This window comes from Phascolarctobacterium sp. Marseille-Q4147 (assembly GCF_017968825.1).
Classification (GTDB): Bacteria; Bacillota; Negativicutes; order Acidaminococcales; family Acidaminococcaceae; genus Phascolarctobacterium_A.
Genome location: NZ_CP072874.1, coordinates 832,617 through 850,715, shown reverse-complemented (window position 1 = coordinate 850,715; position 18,099 = coordinate 832,617). Strand labels below are relative to the sequence as shown.

At 47.8% G+C, this 18,099-nt stretch carries 20 protein-coding genes; 14 read left to right on the top strand and 6 right to left on the bottom strand.

The annotated features are described in order from the left end of the window. The 3 genes from rnmV (at nucleotide 1) to KAH19_RS03985 (ending at nucleotide 2,359) form a co-directional block, all read left to right on the top strand. A complete protein-coding gene (gene rnmV, locus KAH19_RS03995) occupies nucleotides 1-543 on the top strand; it encodes a ribonuclease M5 (RefSeq protein ID WP_210685195.1) in 543 nt (180 codons plus the stop codon). Further along, the gene (gene rsmA, locus KAH19_RS03990) at nucleotides 540-1,391 is read left to right on the top strand and encodes a 16S rRNA (adenine(1518)-N(6)/adenine(1519)-N(6))-dimethyltransferase RsmA (protein ID WP_210685194.1); all 852 of its coding nucleotides are present in this window, start codon (nucleotides 540-542) and stop codon (nucleotides 1,389-1,391) included. Before rnmV ends, rsmA begins: the two co-directional genes overlap by 4 nt. 290 nt (nucleotides 1,392-1,681) lie before the next feature. After that, nucleotides 1,682-2,359, top strand: coding sequence for a heparan-alpha-glucosaminide N-acetyltransferase domain-containing protein (locus KAH19_RS03985; RefSeq protein WP_210685193.1), 678 nt, complete (start codon nucleotides 1,682-1,684; stop codon nucleotides 2,357-2,359). Between the two features lie 219 nt (nucleotides 2,360-2,578). On the opposite strand, the gene KAH19_RS03980 is transcribed toward KAH19_RS03985, so the two are convergent. Genes KAH19_RS03980 through KAH19_RS03970 form a run of 3 tightly spaced genes read right to left on the bottom strand, consistent with a single transcriptional unit; the run spans nucleotide 2,579 to nucleotide 4,508 of the window. Then, on the bottom strand, nucleotides 2,579-3,442 hold the full coding sequence (locus KAH19_RS03980) for a hypothetical protein (RefSeq protein WP_210685192.1): 864 nt from the start codon (nucleotides 3,440-3,442) through the stop codon (nucleotides 2,579-2,581). After that, nucleotides 3,439-4,014 carry an hDIG domain protein gene (locus KAH19_RS03975; RefSeq protein ID WP_021720778.1) on the bottom strand — a complete coding sequence of 192 codons (576 nt, stop codon included), beginning with the start codon at nucleotides 4,012-4,014 and terminating at the stop codon, nucleotides 3,439-3,441. Before KAH19_RS03975 ends, KAH19_RS03980 begins: the two co-directional genes overlap by 4 nt. 59 nt (nucleotides 4,015-4,073) lie before the next feature. Further along, the gene (locus KAH19_RS03970) at nucleotides 4,074-4,508 is read right to left on the bottom strand and encodes an Rrf2 family transcriptional regulator (RefSeq protein WP_210685191.1); all 435 of its coding nucleotides are present in this window, start codon (nucleotides 4,506-4,508) and stop codon (nucleotides 4,074-4,076) included. Between the two features lie 186 nt (nucleotides 4,509-4,694). On the opposite strand from KAH19_RS03970, the gene KAH19_RS03965 reads away from it, so the two are divergent. The 5 genes from KAH19_RS03965 to KAH19_RS03945 all read left to right on the top strand — a co-directional run bounded on the left by KAH19_RS03965 (nucleotide 4,695) and on the right by KAH19_RS03945 (nucleotide 8,700). After that, the gene (locus tag KAH19_RS03965) at nucleotides 4,695-5,033 is read left to right on the top strand and encodes a hypothetical protein (RefSeq protein ID WP_009144405.1); all 339 of its coding nucleotides are present in this window, start codon (nucleotides 4,695-4,697) and stop codon (nucleotides 5,031-5,033) included. 59 nt (nucleotides 5,034-5,092) lie between these two features. Continuing rightward, on the top strand, nucleotides 5,093-6,031 hold the full coding sequence (locus KAH19_RS03960) for an AEC family transporter (protein ID WP_210685190.1): 939 nt from the start codon (nucleotides 5,093-5,095) through the stop codon (nucleotides 6,029-6,031). Nucleotides 6,032-6,123: 92 nt separating this feature from the next. Further along, on the top strand, nucleotides 6,124-7,527 hold the full coding sequence (locus KAH19_RS03955; RefSeq protein ID WP_210685189.1) for an FAD-binding oxidoreductase: 1,404 nt from the start codon (nucleotides 6,124-6,126) through the stop codon (nucleotides 7,525-7,527). A gap of 207 nt (nucleotides 7,528-7,734) precedes the next feature. Beyond that, nucleotides 7,735-8,022: a LysM peptidoglycan-binding domain-containing protein gene (locus KAH19_RS03950; protein WP_210685188.1), complete on the top strand. Its 288-nt coding sequence runs from the start codon at nucleotides 7,735-7,737 to the stop codon at nucleotides 8,020-8,022. 249 nt (nucleotides 8,023-8,271) lie between these two features. Continuing rightward, a complete protein-coding gene (locus KAH19_RS03945; RefSeq protein WP_009145362.1) occupies nucleotides 8,272-8,700 on the top strand; it encodes a hypothetical protein in 429 nt (142 codons plus the stop codon). Nucleotides 8,701-8,834: 134 nt separating this feature from the next. On the opposite strand, the gene KAH19_RS03940 is transcribed toward KAH19_RS03945, so the two are convergent. Both KAH19_RS03940 and KAH19_RS03935 read right to left on the bottom strand, forming a co-directional pair. Then, on the bottom strand, nucleotides 8,835-9,041 hold the full coding sequence (locus tag KAH19_RS03940; protein WP_210685187.1) for a cold-shock protein: 207 nt from the start codon (nucleotides 9,039-9,041) through the stop codon (nucleotides 8,835-8,837). A 125-nt stretch (nucleotides 9,042-9,166) separates the two neighbouring features. Next, complete coding sequence (locus KAH19_RS03935; protein WP_210685186.1) at nucleotides 9,167-9,814, bottom strand: YitT family protein; 648 nt, start codon at nucleotides 9,812-9,814, stop codon at nucleotides 9,167-9,169. A gap of 197 nt (nucleotides 9,815-10,011) precedes the next feature. Here KAH19_RS03935 and KAH19_RS03930 point away from each other — a divergent pair, with 197 nt between their 5' ends. The 6 genes from KAH19_RS03930 (at nucleotide 10,012) to pdxT (ending at nucleotide 16,551) form a co-directional block, all read left to right on the top strand. Next, entirely contained in the window at nucleotides 10,012-10,983 is a 972-nt protein-coding gene (locus tag KAH19_RS03930; RefSeq protein ID WP_210685185.1) for a YybS family protein, read from the top strand. 59 nt (nucleotides 10,984-11,042) lie between these two features. Beyond that, entirely contained in the window at nucleotides 11,043-13,091 is a 2,049-nt protein-coding gene (locus tag KAH19_RS03925) for a DHH family phosphoesterase (protein ID WP_210685184.1), read from the top strand. After that, nucleotides 13,063-13,509 (top strand): 50S ribosomal protein L9, encoded by a 447-nt coding sequence (gene rplI, locus KAH19_RS03920; RefSeq protein ID WP_021719166.1) that lies wholly within the window; start codon nucleotides 13,063-13,065, stop codon nucleotides 13,507-13,509. The genes KAH19_RS03925 and rplI overlap by 29 nt, the downstream gene beginning before the upstream one ends. Before the next feature lie 436 nt (nucleotides 13,510-13,945). Next, complete coding sequence (locus tag KAH19_RS03915; RefSeq protein WP_210685183.1) at nucleotides 13,946-14,710, top strand: sulfite exporter TauE/SafE family protein; 765 nt, start codon at nucleotides 13,946-13,948, stop codon at nucleotides 14,708-14,710. 393 nt (nucleotides 14,711-15,103) lie between these two features. After that, on the top strand, nucleotides 15,104-15,976 hold the full coding sequence (gene pdxS / locus KAH19_RS03910; protein WP_210685182.1) for a pyridoxal 5'-phosphate synthase lyase subunit PdxS: 873 nt from the start codon (nucleotides 15,104-15,106) through the stop codon (nucleotides 15,974-15,976). Next, nucleotides 15,976-16,551 (top strand): pyridoxal 5'-phosphate synthase glutaminase subunit PdxT, encoded by a 576-nt coding sequence (gene pdxT, locus KAH19_RS03905; RefSeq protein WP_210685181.1) that lies wholly within the window; start codon nucleotides 15,976-15,978, stop codon nucleotides 16,549-16,551. Before pdxS ends, pdxT begins: the two co-directional genes overlap by 1 nt. On the opposite strand, the gene KAH19_RS03900 is transcribed toward pdxT, so the two are convergent. Next, on the bottom strand, nucleotides 16,552-17,967 hold the full coding sequence (locus KAH19_RS03900) for a PLP-dependent aminotransferase family protein (RefSeq protein WP_210685180.1): 1,416 nt from the start codon (nucleotides 17,965-17,967) through the stop codon (nucleotides 16,552-16,554). Between the last annotated feature and the right edge of the window lie 132 nt (nucleotides 17,968-18,099).

Sequence of the window (18,099 nt, the reverse complement as noted above, 5' to 3'; positions counted from 1 at the left end):
ATGCTTAAGGAAGTGCTCGTAGTAGAAGGAAAAATGGATACGGTGGCAATCGGGAAGGCGCTGGAGGCCGACACTATCGAAACCGGTGGCTTTACACTGGCACCCTATACTTTGCGCCAGATAGAGGCTGCGTATAAAAAACGCGGGATAATTATCCTGACTGATCCTGACGGTGCCGGTGAGCGCATTCGCCGCTTTCTGACAGAGCGTTTTCCGGATGCAGGGCAGGCGTTTATTCCTAAGCGTCAGGCAACTGCCAATAATGACGTAGGCGTGGAGCAGGCGCAGCCGGAAGCTATTTTGGAAGCTCTGGCTAAGGTGCGTCACCACGAATATCGTCCGCAGCAGGAATTTACCATGCGCGATTTGTTCCAAAATAATCTGAACGGCAGCGAGAGTGCTTCTGCGCGCCGTGATGCGCTGGGGGCCGAGCTTGGTATAGGCTATGGCAATGCCAAACGCTTTTTGGAACGCCTGAATCATTATGGCGTGAGCCGTGAAGAATTTACGGCTGCTTTAGAAAAATTGGAGAGTGAAGAGTGAATAAACCGGTTATTGCTTCTCCCCAGGTAACGAATCATATTCTGCACCGCTTTAAGCTGCGTGCCGATAAGAAGCTGGGGCAGAATTTCCTGATTGATGAAAATATTGTGCGCCGTATTGTTGAGGCAGCAGAGCTGTCCCCTGCAGATAAGGTGCTGGAGGTAGGCCCGGGCATCGGTACGCTGACGCAGGGACTGGCAGAAAGCGGTGCCGATGTTGTAGCAGTAGAGCTGGATAAACGCCTGCTGCCGGTATTGGATGTTACACTGGAGGGCTATGACAATGTTCGCATCGTCAATGGCGATATCCTGCAGGTAAATATTATGGAAACGGTGGCAGCACCGGAATTTAAGGTGTGCGCTAACCTGCCGTATTATATTACTACGCCGATTATTTTTGCCCTGCTGGAAAAGCGTCTGCCCATGGAGCGCTTAGTTGCTATGGTGCAGAAGGAGGTTGCCGAACGCATGGCGGCTAAACCTGGCAGCAGAGATTACGGTGCGCTTTCGGTAGCTATCCAATATTACACCGAGCCGGAGATAGCGTTTATCGTACCGCCGACCTCGTTTATCCCCGCACCGGCTGTTGATTCGGCTGTTATAGTGTGCAAGCGCCGCTCCGAGCCGCCGGTAAAGGTGTGCGACGAAGCGTTGTTCTTCCGCGTTGTAAAGGCAGCCTTCTCCCTCAGACGTAAGATGCTCAGCAATTCGCTGAAGAATATGGGCATTAACTCCGAGCAGTGTGCGCAGTGGCTGCAGCGCGCCGGCGTAGACGGCAAGCGCAGAGCGGAAACACTAAGCCTGGAAGATTTTGCAGCTTTGACCAATACCTTCGGTGCAGAAAAATAAAAAACGCTGAAAAGAAGTTGCTTTACAAAACAGCAGAGAAAATGTAATGATATTTACACTTTCTCTGCTGTTTTGGGCTTTAAAGGGCCTATATTATTCCTGCTATGCATTATTAATATTCCAATAAAGCATAGCTGATATAAAACTAATTGCCACATGCCCAAACGTTATAACTTGACCTCTTGAAAATTCTGACAGAATAGTTTATATTATAACTACAGGGAATAATAAATATTCCCCTAAGGTTTGCGCGGCGCTTCACCTCCCAAGATGAAAGCGAGGTAAGTATTATGGAAAAGTTATTAGCAAAAATGTATGAGCAGTCAGAAAGCAAAGCAGAAAAGAAGCAGTACCGGGTGCTGAACGCACTCAAGGCTGCAGCCTTCTTAAATCTGGCAGTTTTCTACTTCCTGTATAATATCAATGTAGCTCAGGGTGCTAATCCTGCTTGGGATTATGTCTGGTGGCAGCGGCTGACGCTGTGGAGCATTGTGGTTCTGTGCGGTATGACCTTCAGCCAGGGCAGCAATTACCTCAAATGGGGATTGGGTCTTTTGGGTGTAGGCACTGCGATTTCGCTTTGCACCTATATTTTCACACCGCAGCATCCCATTTATTTCGGCATCTTTACCTTCCTTGGTCTTGCATATCTGGTAGTACAGCCCATTCATTGGTGGCTGCAGAAGTCTCCCGGTTCCTGCGGTTGGCTGTTATCTGCAATAGCCTATGATTTGACAAGGCATCTTACCGATGGCGTGATCATCTGGCAGGGTAAGATAATTGGACATCTGCCGTCCTTCCTGTACGGTGACTGGAACGTATGGCTGGGGCTGCCCGGTGCAGATTTTGTCTCGCTGGAGTATGTGCCTTTCCTGCCTAACATCTTCTTATTCTTGTGCGGCCTCTACCTGTTCCAGTTTATGTCCGAACATGAAAAAGGACAAGCTTATCTGAAAAAGCTGAGCTAAGTAAAAAAGCCTTTCTTTAAAAGTCAATTTGCATAGAAATTCTCGTAGTTATACAGTTTGTCTGCATATGGTGTTATCCCTCTGCTTATTTCTTCTTAACTTTTAACACCCCATGCTTTTAGCCAATGTCCCAACAAAGCTAATGTCCCCGGACTCATAATTAACGAGAGAGAAAGAAGAAAATCCTCCGCAGCTGGCGAGCTGTCGGAGGATTTTTCTTTATGGCTGATTTAATTTAAAGCTGTCTAAGGAATAAATGGCCTGGGGCAGATAGTTATCTGCCTGCAGCGCAGGCATTACGTAAAGCAGCTGGTAGGTTTTGCCGTTCAGCTGAGCTTCTGCAGTCAAAAGCAGCTTGTCGCCGTGATAATCATTGTGGGCGCTCAGGCGGCAGGTCCAGATTAACTGGCTGCCATGCTGCCATTGCCAGTATACTTTGGCATTTTCGTAGACAGGCAGAGCTTCTGTTGCCTTAAAGCTGGCAGTATCAGCAGGGTCAAGCACAGTTGCTGCCAACATCAGATTGTTGCCTGCAGTGCGCACCAGCATAGCTCCTTCGGTTTGTGGCAGGTCTGCCAGCGGATTTTTACCGAAGGCCTTGGGCACGGACATGCTGTAGCCGCCGGCTTCACTGTTGACGCTAATGAAATCGCTTGCCTGCGGTGTACGCATGAACTGCTTGGGCAGAGGCGGCTTGCCTACTAAATTAAGCTTTGGCTTAGGCTTTGGCTTATCTGCAGGAGCAACAGGCTCGTTGCTGACAACAGGCGGAGTGGCTGCAGCGTTTGCAGCTTCTGATGTTACTTCTGTTTCCTTCGCTGTTGCTGGGGCTTCAGTTTCAGTTTGTTTCGTTTCTGCCGGTACAGTGGGAACAGTGCTTACGGTGTCGTTGGTCGCAGTTTCCTCTGCCGGGGAAGCACCAGTCTTGTTTGCAGCTTCTGTTGGCTCAGCCGGTTTGGTGGGATTATTGGAGATTATGGCCGGATTCTGTTGGTAATCCTGCCCTATTTCTTCAGCTGTAGCTGCGAAGCTGCTGCCTGCAAGACTGAGCAGCAGCGAACAGATTAAGGCTGTGCGCCTCATAATTTATCGCAGACTTCGTTGATGGCTGCTTCGTCTACACGCATAGCGGCGATAGTTTTTTCCATCAGTTCGTCCAAAGGCCAGCCCAGGATATCGGCACCTTGTTTAATTACATCGCGGCTGCAGCCGGCTGCAAAGTGTTTATCCTTGAATTTTTTCTTCAGGGATTTCAGCTCCATGTCCTGTACGCTTTTGGAGGGGCGCATCAGGGCAGCGGCACCGATTAAGCCGGAAAGCTCATCAATAGCGAAAAGCACCTTTTCCATCTGATGCTCCGGTTCGATGTTGGCAGCAGTCAGGCCCCAGCCGTGGCTGGCAGTGGAACGGATGATACTTTCATCCACACCGTGCTCGCGCATCAGTTCCTGAGATTTTACGCAGTGCTCTTCGGGATACAACTCAAAATCCAGGTCGTGCAGCAGGCCTACGATGCCCCAGTATTCTTCCTGGTCTGCGTAACCGAGCTCCTTGGCAAAGTAACGCATAATGCCTTCTACAGTCAGTGCATGACGTAAATGAAAGGACTCCTTGTTATATTGACGTAATAAATTCCAGGCTTCTTCTCTGTTCATATTATTGTCCTCCTAATGCTTTGTTGTTTTTCTATAAAATGCGGGTGCTTGGCTCGCTTTTAAACATTTTCAGCCTGCGGATGCTTGGCACGGTAATCACTGATCATATCGTGCAACGTAGTGTGGTCGACTACGCCGTCAATGGCCTGCTGAATTTTTTTGTACAGACCGATGGTGATACAGGAGTCAAACTGATCGCAGGGTGTTTTGCAATCCAGGCAGGATACGGGAGCAAGACTGCCCTCGACTGTGCGCAGAATTTCGCCGACAGTGTATTCATCCGGCGTGCGCGCCAGACGATAGCCTCCCTGAGCGCCGCGGGCACTTTGGACAAAGCCTGCTTTACTCAGCTGGTGAATAATTTGCTCTAAGTATTTATCGGAAATATTTTGCCGTTGAGCAACTGTTTTTAATGGTATATAGCTACCGGTGTGGTTGATTGCTAAATCGAGCATCAATCGCAGGGCATAACGTCCCTTGGTAGAAATTTTCATTACGGTCACAACCTTTCTAATGACTATATTTTACTATGAAATTAGTAGGAATTCAATAATGATTATCATATCTGTGTTATGCGGGCATAAATTAATGATTCTGCACACGGAATATGAAAATGCTAGTGCCATTTTATGGCTTTTGTGTTAAAATACCCTTATACAACTATTTTTGGAGGAAGTAAGATGGAAAAAAATAAATTAGATAAAACCTTTAAGCATTATCTGGGAATTTTTACCGAGGACAAGGAATTGGGCAAGATTCTGAACAAGGTATCCTTCCAGGAATTATTCAATCCTAAGTTTTTGCAGGAAAACAGCAAATTTACTTCTATGGATGATATGATCTGGCGCAGCGGTTTTGGCATTATGAACCTGATGGAAGTAGAAAATGTTAATCAGGATAAGTGGAATGAGTATATTGCCAAAAATACCGAATGTGAAACCTGGCACGATTTTGGCAAGGTAGCAATGATTGACTGGATGAAAAACAAACTGGAAGAAGTAAAAAAATCCAAAAACTAAAATCTTCGTTGCCGGAGCTGAATGCTTCGGCAATTTTTGTCTTATGAGGGGAATGAACAATGGAAATAGTTTTACATGCATTAAACGGGGTGCTGACCATCATGCTGATGATTGCTGTCGGCTTTTATTTAGAGCGCAGGGGCTGGTTCAGCGAGGAAAGTGTGGCGCTGATTTCGCGGCTCGTGAATTATGTCTGCCTGCCTACATATATGCTGACCAATATTTTGGGACAGTTTAAGCATGACCAGCTTATTACGCTTTCGCATGGCCTGATTGTACCGGTTATTTCGATGCTGGCAGGCTATTTTATCAGCAGGCTGCTCGGACGTCTGATAGGTGTTCCGCGGGAGCACAGAGGAATTTTTTCTATCTGCGTCAGCTTTTCCAACACAATTTTTATCGGCCTGCCGTTAGGTATAGCCTTGTTCGGTGATGCCGGCGCGCCGTATATTATGATTTACTACATGGTGAACACAACGCTTTTCTGGACTATCGGCTTTCATGACCTGGCGAGCAGCAATGGCGTAACCATGCCGCTTTTCAGCCGTAAGACACTGAAAAGTATTATGTCGCCGCCGCTGATGGGCTTTATGTTGGGCGTAGTGATGGTACTGCTGGAATGGAATCTGCCTGAGCCGGTGTTCAAGTCCTTTCATTATCTGGGAAGCATGACTACGCCGCTGGCGATGCTGTTCATCGGTATTGCTATGAGCAAAACCCGTTGGGAAGAAATTGCCGTAGGTAAGGAGCTGGTAGTAGCTATGCTGGGACGCTATTTAATCTGTCCTTGGATAGTTTTCCTGATTCTGCCGTTTTTCCATCTGGAGCCAATGATGGAAAAGGTATTTGTAATTATGGCGGCGATGCCGGCGATGACTAATACGGCGATTGTAGCGAAGGGCTATGGCGGCGATTATAAGTATGCTGCCATGCTGACGGCGGTAAGTACGGTGCTGGCGGTCTTTGCGATACCGTTTTATATGTGGCTGGTACACTGAAAAAGATTTACTGTGATAAATGTCACTGTTTGTGATAAAATAAGCATAGAGTAGTTTAAAATATAAATGTTGCAAATGAGGAGGACTGAATTATGGAGTATAACAAGCTGTCTGACGAAATAATTGCCAAGCTGCAGGCTTTGGTCGGCGTGCAGAATGTAGTGACGGATGCAGGGCAGATGGAAATATATGCCCATGATGAAGTAACTGACCCGGCCTATCATCATATGCCTGAGGCTGTTGTTTTTGCGGAAAATGCGCAGCAGGTGGCAGCAGTGGTCAAGCTGGCGAATGAATATCACTTTCCGGTTGTGCCTCGCGGCGCAGGCACAGGTCTTGCCTGCGGTGCAGTGCCCATTTACGGCGGTGTAGTGCTTTCGCTCGAAAAGATGAATAAAATTATCGAGGTTAATGCTGATGCTATGTATGCGGTTGTAGAGCCTGGTGTGCGCACCTCCGATTTGCAGGCTGCGGCTGCAGACAAGGGGGCCTTTTATGCTGGCGACCCCTGCAGCGGTGATTCCTGCTTTATCGGCGGCAATGTGGCAACCAACGCCGGCGGTAACCGTGCGGTAAAATACGGCACCACGCGTCATCAGGTATATGCCGTTGAGGTGGTAAATCCTACCGGCAAGATTGTGCAGCTGGGAGCACGCCTGCAAAAGCAGACTACAGGCTATTGCCTGGAGCAGCTGATAATCGGCAGTGAGGGTACCCTTGGTATCATCACGCAGATTACCGTGAAGCTGCTGCCGCTGCCCAAGTACAGCATGGATTTGCTGGCGGTTTTTGAATCGCCTGAGGATGCAATCGGCACGGTAAACAAGCTGATTATGGCCGGTATTATGCCTACCTGCGTAGAATACATGGATAATATTACTATCAAATCCGTAGAGCGTTATCTCGGTACAACGCTGCAGGGCAGTGACAAGGGCAATTATCTTATCGTAGAGGTGGAAGGCACCAGCGAGGATGACTTGGATGAAAAGGCTTGTACGATGGATGAAATCTGTTCGGAAAACGGTGCCGGCGATGTGCTGGTAGCGGAGCACGATAAAATTTGGCAGGCACGCAAGGCCTTCGCCGAAGCAGTACGTGCGGAAAGCCTGATTGTTTGCAAGGAGGACGTTGTCTGCCCGGTAGACCATGAGCCTGCGCTGTTGGCGGAAATTTTGCGCCTGGCGGATAAATATCAGCTGGTAACACGCATTGCCAGTCACGCCGGTGACGGCAATATCCATCTGAATATCCTGAAGCAGGAGCAGGAGGATTATGCGGACTGGGATGCCAGAGTCAAAGCTAACCAGCAGGAGCTGTACCGCTTTATTTACACACATGGCGGACGCTTGAGCGGTGAGCATGGCATTGGCTATAAACGCAAACAGCTGATGGAGGAATTTACTAATCCTGATGAGCTGGAAATGATGCGTGCGATTAAAAAAGCTCTGGACCCAAATAATATCCTGAATCCGGGCAAAATTTTCGATATAGAGTAGCATATATTAAGCAAAAAGGCATTGCCGAGAGGTGATGCCTTTTTTGCTGCGTTGATTTTTATATATGACGCATAAACCATATTGATGTTTGGCAATGTGTTCGCAAAGGACCAATTAACGGCAAACAGAAATTCATAAAAGTGTTGACAAAGTTCGCGCAGAGCACTATAATATAAGCAAACAGAGATTTATTAGGTGGTGATAGATATGAAAAAGTTTTTAAGTATTATCTGCTGCGCTTGCTTCCTTTATGCCGGATATAGTGCTGTGTTTGCTGATGAACCTGTTTATAAGGAATATACGGTGACTGTCGCTGAGGGTGAAACGCTGTGGGAAATTGCCGGTCGTCATACAGAAGCGCGTGAGGATGTGCGTGAGGTTATTTTCCGCATTGAACAGGCGAACAAGCTTAATTCCAAACATATTTATCCCGGTCAGGTTTTAAAGGTGCCGCTGCGCGTTCATGATGACGGACTGATGGTAGCGGAAAGATAGATGATAATATAATAAGCAAAGAAATAAGAAGGGCTGTTGTATCTGCAGGGTGGTACAACAGCCTTTGGTGCTTTAAAATCAAGATTGTTGGTAAACCTGTCAGTTTGATAGCCTTTATGGATGCAGTCAGATTATAGGGGAATTCAAGGCTTGAGCAGTAACAATCTCGTTACTTTAATTTCACAGAATGCTTGCAAGGCTTTTGACGCTGCTTGTCGAATATAATAAGTATTCGAGGAGGTATGCACTATGCGAAATAAAAAATGGATTGCGGCAGCACTTGTGTGCGGTTTTGTTTTAGGTAACAGTATGCCTGCGGCGCAGGCCGGTATTTTAGATAAGGTCCTCAAGGGCGGCGTTATCGGTTATGCTGTAGATGCTACCGCTCCGGCGTTGAATAATGCAATTAACTCTGTAACGGCTAAGTACGGTGTAAGCTCGACGGATGCTACGAAGGTAGTACCTGTTATTTCTGTAGGTGACGGCAGCCGTGCCGGTGCGGCGCAGGTTTCTGGCCCGCAGTCTAAAGTAGACCAGGTAAAGGCGGCGCTGATGATTGAACAGACGCTGTTGGGAGTACGCTGCAAGGTGCTGATTCCGGTAGACAATGTGTCTTATCAAAATGTTAACCGCGTGCAGGGCGTGGGCGTTAGCGCTTCGCTGGACGTAAAGCTTTAAAAGAGTGAATTTGGTATAAAAGTTGCTGGGACATAACTCAGCCTTCAATAGAAAAACCGGTGGAAGTTTACCTGACGGTAAACCTCCACCGGCTTTTTAGTACAAAAAGCACATAACAAGCTTTTCTGTCCGCATTAAATAATCGGCGATACGTTCAATGCCATCGGGCCGTGTTTACCGCGTGAAAGATGATAGGAAACACGCTGGCCCTCCTGCAGGCAGCGATAGCCGTCGGAACGGATGGCTGAAAAATGCACGAAAACCTCCTGACCGTTGCGTGCTTCTATAAATCCGTAGCCTTTGTTATTATTAAACCATTTTACTGTACCAATACTGAGCATAAATTAGCACCTTCTTTGATAAATATTATACTAACAGCTGTTGTAATGGATTATAACATACAATCTTGCAGAAAACAAGAAAAATTCAGAAAATTAAAACGAAATAATAAGAGTAAGAAAAAATCTTACTCTAAGATACTCCATTTGTCGAAAATATGCAGCTTGTTGCTGTAAAGCTGTATCCAGCGGCCGACGAGAATGGCGGCGGCAATCGTGCCTACTCCTACGCCGCGCATAGCGCCGAAGTGCATAAAGGAAATTGCCAGGCTTATAGCAACGAGTGTGCAGTCGAAGCAATTTTTGATGATGCTGAATTTAATTTTGCTGACGAAGGCAATAACCAGGACGATGCCCTCGCCGGCAGCAACAAAAATTTTGGCGCGGATGCAGAGAAAAACGCCGAAGGCAAGGATGATGGTGCTAAGAATACAGTCAAACCATTGCCAAAACAAGGTATCCGGTGCTACCCAGCTCAGCAGATTCATCGAAAAATCTATGCAGTAGCCGAAGGCGAGCAGTGTTACCAGCTGGCCCAACAGCTCACGCCAGTAAATTTGCCGCAGCAGGATGGGCTGGGCAATAATAAAAAGCAGATTCAGAACAATAGTTATTTCACCGATGCTCCAGGGCGTAAACATACTCAGAACCCAGGGCACACTGGAAATGGGCGATGTGCCTAAATCAGCCTTGCAGGAAAGAGCGATGCCGAGTGTCATGGTAAAGATGCCGACGAGAAACATACAGCAGCGCTGCGGAAAATATTGCTTGTGCAAGCTAAGAACCCCTTTGAAAAAAATAAAAGACGCTTATGTACGGCAGGCGTTGCTATACAAGAGCGTAATATATATTATACTACTTTTGTATGAAATGCACAATACAGCCTGCCGGCGGATGTAAAGCCTTTGCTTTTCAGCGGTTGATGTAGTACAATAATATATTGAAGAAATATATCCATAAAGGAGGATAACCTGTGATTCGTAAAACATCTGCCATGGTTGAGGCCGGTATTTTAGCTGCCGTTGCCATCGTTATGGCTTTAATAAGTATGTATGTGCCTGTGCTGGGCGCTTTCGTTAATTTCGTCTGGCCCCTGCCTATCGTCATCTGCGGCTGCCGTCACGGATTGAAATGGAGCATTATGACGCTGCTGGTTGCTACCGTGATTATCGCAATGATTATCAGTCCGATTAATGCCTTTTTCCTGGCGGCTATTTTTGGCCTTTTGGGTTTGATTTTAGGCGAGTGTATGCGACGCCATCTGCCGCCGATGAAAATGATGCTTTACGGCAGTGTCGGCGCTGTAATTGCGCTGGTGCTGAATATTGTGCTGAGCTTCTGGGTACTGGGTATTGACCCGATTGAGATGATGTTCAGCTCCTTCCACCAAAGTCTGGAGCAGCTGACGGTTTATTACCGTGAGCATGGCATGAGCGAGGCTGATATCAAAAAGACTGTCGACGGTTATGCTGAAATGCTGCGCATGATGCGCATTATCATGCCGGGTGCATTCATGATGTGTGCGCCGCTGATGGCTTTTGTGAACTACATGGCTGCCAAAAAGATTCTTACGAAGCTGGGTGAAAGCTTTGAAGCCTTTCCTCCGTTTACGATGCTGCAGGTTCCCGGCTGGATTTTGTGGCCGTATGTTGCGTCTTTGTTTGCGGTAACCTATTATTATCAGCATGATCAGGCAAGCTGGATGTATACGCTGTCTGTCAATGTACAGACGGTCTGCAGCTTTGTGCTGGTTTTGCAGGGCATCGTACTGCTGTACTGGTTTGTGGATACAAAGCATAAGCCGCGTTGGTGGGCCAATATCGGTATAGCGCTGCTCTTTATAGTGCCTATCTTTACCCAGATTATGGTTTATGTAGGTGCCTTTGATATTGTTATGGACTTCAGGAAAATCCGTCCTGCAAGCAGATTCAGAAAACAAAGGTAAAGTTCGGCAGATGTGCCGGATTTGAGGTGAAAATAATGTTCAGTAGGTTTAACCGGAATATGAATTCCAAAGCGGATACTAATATTTATTTGCTGATAATTGTGCTGCTGGCAGTATTAGTCTGCTATCTGCAGCCTAAGCTGATTTTTCCTGCACTGATTCTTTTTGGCGTTATCTATTATTTCAGCCGCCAGAACCTTATCAACAGGGAAATCTTTTTCAGCAGCTATCTGGATAATATTATCCGCAATATTGAACGTACCAACCATTTTGCGGTGCGCAAGCTGGATGTAGGCATTGCAGTTTTTTCCAAAGATGGCAAGCTGCAATGGAAAAATGAATTGTTTGCCGCCTGGACCGGCAAAAGTAATCTGGAGGGCAAAAAGCCCGAGGATATTCTGCCGTTGGCACAGAATGCTTTTGAGCTGATGAGCGTGCGTGACGGTGAGCAGGTTATCCAGATTGAGGATCACTATTACCGTATGCGCTATTACAGCGTGGAAACGCAGGAACACCACAGTAAAAAGGAAAATACCTCCAGCGGCCTTATGCTGTATCTGACGGATATCACGGATTATGAGCTTTTGCGCCAGAAATACAGCAATGATAAGCTGTGCCTGGCCTATGTGCGCTTTGATAACTACGAAGAGGTTATGCGCGGGCTGAGCGAAACCAATATGGCCAATTTGAATGGCGAAATCAACGAGCTGCTGACGAAGTGGGCTGCTTCCAAGCAGGGCTTTATCTGCCGTATGAACAAGGAAAGCAGCCTGATGGGCTTTTCCATGTCTGCCGTAATGGATATGATGGAAGATAAGTTCATGATTCTAGATAAGGTGCGCGAAATCCGCAGCGGCAATAAAATACCGCCGACGGTAAGTATAGGCGTAGCCTGCGACGGCGTTACGCTAGAGGAGCTTATCGGCAATGCCAATAAGAGCCTTTATCTGGCATTAGGACGCGGCGGTGACCAGGCTGTTGTTATGAAGGATAAGAATACGCAGTTCTTTGGCGGCACGAGCAGTGTCGGTGCCAAAAGTACGCGTGTACGTGCCCGCATCGTGGCGCAGACGATTCATGAGCAGATGCTGCAGGCTGACCGTATCTTTGTTATGGGACATGTCAATGAGGATTATGATGCCATCGGCGCTACTATTGGTATGGCTAAGCTGGGCCTGTCGCTGGGCAAGGAAACCTATATTGTCAGCAGCGAGCATAACGCTTATTATAAGCGTATTACCGAGGTGCTGGATAATGAGAATATCATTCTTTCGGCTAACGAAACAAAGTATATAGATATTATGCGGAGTGGTGCCGATGCTTTACCGTTGGTTACCAATAAGAGCCTTTTGATTATCGTCGACCATCACCGTGAGGTGCTTTCGGCCAGCAAGGCTGTGCTGCAGGCTTGCCGAAACCGCATTATCATCGACCATCATCGTCGTGCCGAGGATATTATCGGTGATACAACGTTGCTTTATCTGGAGCCTTCCAGCTCGTCCACCAGTGAACTGGTAACGGAGCTGATCGGTTATTTTGATGACAGACTGGATATTACGCCGGCGGAGGCAACAGCCTTGTATGCCGGTATTGTACTGGATACGAAAAACTTCAATGTGCAGACAGGCGAGCGTACCTTTGAGGCTGCCGCTCTGCTGCGCCGTTGCGGTGCTAACCCGAATCTGATACGCCAGCTGTTTAAGGATGATTTGAGCTTTGTACAGCAGAAGGCTAAGCTGATAGCCGGAGCAAGAATGCCGATACCGGGTTTATCTATTGCAATTATGCGCAATGCAGATAATGATACTATGTCTTCCGTGCTTGCCGCGCAGACAGCTGATACTCTGATTACCATTGAGAGTGTAGCTGTAGGCATGGCAATTGTTGAATATAAAGATGGTTCCCTGAGCATAAGTGCCCGCAGTGACGGCAGCGTCAATGTGCAGGTAATTATGGAAGAGCTGGGCGGCGGCGGTCATCAGACGGTGGCCGGTGTGCAGCTGGCAAATAAACGTGCCAGGGATGTAGAAGCGCAGATTATTGCGCTGACTAAAAAACAGTTAGAGGAGTGTCGAACAGATGAAAGTAATTCTTTTACAAGATGTTAAAAGCTTAGGCAAGAAAGGTGAAATCGTAGAAACTGCCGAAGGCTATGGCCGCAACTACCTGCTGCCGCGTAAATTAGCTAAGGAAGCTACCGCAGCTAACCTCAACCAGGCTAAACAGGACCAGGCAACCGCTAAGCATCGTGCAGCTCAGGCTAAGGATGAGGCTGTTGTTTTGGGTGCGCAGGTAGAAAAGGTTGTAGTAACCATGAAGGTACGCGTGGGTGAAAACGGTAAAATGTTTGGCTCCGTAACCTCCAAGGATGTTGCCGAAGCTTTGATTAAGCAAACCGGTCTGAACATTGACCGTCGTAAAATCGAGCTGAAATCCGCAGTTAAGGGCTTAGGCGAATACACCGCCGTTGCTAAGCTGCATACCGATGTAACTGCTACCTTTAAGGTTATGGTAGTTGCCGAATAATTTCAGAGCGAAGCTGATGCATGTGGCAGTCGCTAATAGCGGCTGCCGCTTTTACTTTGTTGACAAGGATTTAACTGTTTAGTACAATGAAATAGTTAGTTTTTTATTTACAAAATAATTGTGTATTGCAGGAGGTTATGATGCAGGCTCCTATTGAAGAATTACGTGCCTTTGTCGAAAAGAACAGGCATGAAATGTTGTTGTTTTGGGAAAACCTGGTGAATATGCAGGCAGGCTCCCATTTCTAAGTGATTTTTATCACAGGTACTTCCTTTTTTGATTATTTAGGTGTAAAATATTTGCTGTTCCGCAATTTTTTCGAATGCTTGCGGAGCATATGAGAATACAGGTCAAGGCTGATTTTGACCGACGAGAGATTTAGAGATTCAAAAAAAACAAGCTAATCTGCAATGAGAATTATGAGAGAATGAGAGGGATGCAGATGGAAGCAGCGGGCTTTTTGGCCTTAGGTATTTTAGTCGGTTTATTGGGAGCGCTTTTAGGCATTGGCGGCGGTATGGTAATTGTACCGCTTCTGGTATTTGTCTGGCATTATGAACCGCAGCTGGCCATTGGTACTTCGGTGCTGGTGGTACTGATGAATGCGGTTTCGGGGACCTGGGGCTATATCAGGCAGAAGAAGGTTTGCGTTGATGCGGCCTTGAAATTTGCTGTGGCTACTGTTCCCGGTGCTTTTTTAGGCAGCTATGCCGCAGAATATCTGCAGGGCAGGCTTTTTTATCTGGTGTTCGGCGCTTTCTTTGTGCTGGCAGCGATAAATATGTATCGCAAGGCCAGTAAGAATGCGGCGGGTAAGACGGCCGGCGAGGTGCCGGAAGTTTATAACTGGAAGTTGGGCGTTCTTTGCAGCGTCGGTGTGGGCTTTTTAGCCAGCATTTTGGGCATCGGCGGCGGTATCGTCCACGTTCCCTTTATGGTATATGTGCTGAATTTCCCTGTGCATGTGGCCATTGCTACTTCTACCTGCATTTTGGCGGTTTCCTCGCTTGCGGGCTTAGTGTCGCATGCTATGCTGGGGCATATTGTGTGGACCAGCGGTCTGGCGATTGGTGCGGGTGCTTTTATCGGCGCTCAGGGCGGTGTAGCCTTGGCGCAAAGGCTGCAGTCCGGCATTCTGATGAAGCTGGCGAGTGTATTGGTGTTGATTACCGGCATTAAATTTTTGATGAATGCTCTATAAAGTGCAGGCGGTTTATAATTAAATATATTGCAGTAATAAAAGTTCAGTTTTGCATAAAAATGTGAGGCCAGATGCTCAGGTAATGGCAGCGTGCAGTTGAAAAATGTCACTGTCGTTGTTATGACGAAGGCAGAGATGTAAATGCATTACTGGCCTTCTGAATATACGCAAAAGCAGTCGCTGTCATCGTTGATGATAGAACGACTGCTTTTTTTGCTGTCTGCGGCAATGCTTAAGGCGTTACTTAGCAGTATGTTTGTGTAAGCTGTGAAAAATACCGATATACAAACTGAACATAGCAAATTGATGAGAAATGAATATACTAATAAGTTCAGATGTGAGTATAATACTACACATAACCTATTATTTGCATATATTTTGGAGGTATTCACAATGAATGAACGTTATAAATTAAATGCACAGTTGGCACAGATGTTAAAGGGTGGCGTAATTATGGATGTTACTACACCGGAGCAGGCGTGTATCGCGGAGGCAGCAGGTGCCTGCGCTGTTATGGCGCTGGAGAAGATTCCTGCCGATATCCGTGCAGCAGGCGGTGTAGCACGCATGAGCGATCCGAAGCTGATTAAGGCAATTCAAAACGCAGTTTCCATTCCTGTTATGGCAAAGGTGCGCATCGGTCATTTCGTAGAAGCGCAGATTCTGGAGGCTCTGGAGATTGACTATATCGACGAGAGCGAGGTGCTTTCTCCGGCTGATGATGTTTACCATATCGATAAAACCAAGTTTAACGTACCATTTGTTTGCGGTGCCAAGGATTTGGGCGAAGCATTGCGCCGTATCAACGAAGGTGCATCCATGATCCGTACCAAAGGCGAGCCCGGTACCGGTGACGTTGTGCAGGCAGTGCGCCATATGCGTAAAATGAATCAGCAGATTGCACAAATCGCTGCTATGGAAGAAAACGAGCTGTTCAACGCTGCCAAGGAGCTGCAGGTTCCGTATGATTTAGTTGTTTACGTACATGAGCATAAACGTTTGCCGGTAGTAAATTTTGCAGCAGGCGGCGTAGCAACTCCGGCGGATGCAGCTCTGATGATGCAGCTGGGTGCCGAGGGCGTATTCGTAGGCTCCGGTATTTTCAAATCCGGCGACCCGGCAAAGCGTGCGCAGGCTATTGTTAAGGCAGTAACCAACTTCAACGATGCCAAGATGCTGGCAGAGCTGTCCGAGGATTTGGGCGAAGCAATGGTAGGCATCAACGAGCAGAAAATTCAGCTGCTGATGGCGGAGCGTGGTAAATAATGAGAATTGGCGTTTTAGCACTGCAGGGGGCGTTTATTGAGCACGTGCAGGCACTGCAGCAGCTGGGCGTGGAGGCTGTAGAGCTGCGTCAGCTGCCGGATTTGGAGCAGCCCCTGGACGGCATCGTCCTGCCGGGCGGCGAAAGTACGGTGCAGGGCAAGCTGCTGCATGAGCTTGGTATGTTTGCACCGCTGCAGAAAAAAATAGCGCAGGACTTACCGGTACTGGCAACCTGCGCGGGTATGATTCTGTTGGCGGAAAAGCTGACGAACGACAGCAAGGTGCACTTGGCAACTATGCCGATTACCGTGAAGCGTAATGCCTACGGCAGACAGCTGGGCAGCTTTTTTACCGAGGCTGAATTCGGCAAGCTGGGCAAGGTGCCGATGACCTTCATTCGTGCGCCGTATATTGACAGCGTGGGTGATGGCGTAGAGGTGCTTGCTGCCGTAGATGAGCACATTGTGGCGGCACAGTACGGCAAGCAGCTGGCGCTGGCCTTCCACCCGGAGCTGGACGTAGCCAAAAGCACGGCCATCCACGAATATTTTGTCAGCCTGTGCGCTGCGAAATAATTACAGCTTCAGATAAGGCTTCAGCACGGTAAACAGTGTGTCTAAGGCCGGATACAGCTTATCATCCGCCAGACCGGTGTAATTCATCAGCAGGGTGTGCGAGCTGTCGCCAACCTTTTCATGATAATAGTCCGAAAGAAATTTAATCTGAATGCCCTTGGCTGCTGCAGCCTGCACAAGCTGAGAATCCTTGGCATCGGTAGCAAGATGCAGCAGAAAATGCAGACCGCTGTCCTCGCCTTCTACCGTAAGTGCGGGAGCAGCGTCGGACTGCGTGAGATACTGCAGCAGACGGTCACGCTTGCTGCGGTAGTAGGTGCGCATTCTGTTGATGTGGCGTTCGAAATAACCGTCCTCGATAAATTTAGCGAGCGTAAACTGCTCAAAATTAGATACAGTACAGGAATAAAAGCCAAGCTTGTCATAAAAGAGCGATGCCAGGTGCGGTGGCAGCAGCATGTAGCTGATACGGAAGGTTGGTGCCAGCGTTTTGGAAAAGGTGTTGATATAGATAACCTTTTCCTCGGTATCAATGCTCTGCAATGGCGGAATAGGCTTGCCGAACAGGCGGAATTCGCAGTCGTAATCATCTTCGATGATATAACGGCTGCTTTTTTTTGCTGCCCAGCGCAGCAATTCGTAGCGACGGCTGACGGGCATAACAATTCCGGTAGGGAATTGATGCGAGGGGCTGATGTGCAGAATATCGGCACCGCTGTTTTCCAGAACATCGGCGCGGATGCCTTGGGCATCCATCGGCAGATAACGGCAGAAGACGTCGTTGGCCTGATAGGCTGCTGCCAGCTGCGGATAGCCGGGATTTTCCAGCGCGTAGACGTGACTGCGTCCCAAAAGCTGTACGATAAGATTATACAGCGTCTGTGTGCCTGCGCCGATGATAATCTGCTCGGGTGCAACGTTCAGACCGCGGAACTGGTAAAGATGACGGGCGAGCGCCTGACGTAGCGGCAAAACACCGCCGGCGCTGGTGTCGCTGATGAGGGCGTGCTCGTCCGCAGTGGTGAGCGTGTGGCGCAAAAGGCGTGCCCAGATATTATAGGGAAAGGTGTCCGGCGGTACGCTGCTTTTGGCAAAGCTGACGCCTGGCGCCGTTGCCTGTGTTTTGAGTGACGGCGCTGCTTTGCGTTCTGCTTTTACCGGCAGAGGCTGCTGCTCAATGCGCGCTACGTAGTAACCGCGCTTGGGCTGCGAATAGATGTAGCCTTCGACAACGAGCTGAGCGTAGGCATTTTCCACGGTGATGAGGCTGATGCCCAAATTTTTGGCCAGCATGCGCTTGGAGGGCAGCTTTTCTTCGGCATGCAGGACGCCGTTGGTGATATCATTTTTGATGCATTTGTAGAGATGAGCGTACATGCTCTCTCCCTGTAAGTCGGCAAAGCTGTAGGTTAGCATAGCAGAAAATCCTTTCTGACAGAAAAGCCCAAGAAATTTTTTGACTATATTGAAATTCGGTATATAGGATAAATTGATAAGTTCAGATGAAAATATGATACTATGTATCGGGCAAAAAGTAAAGCAGGCGAA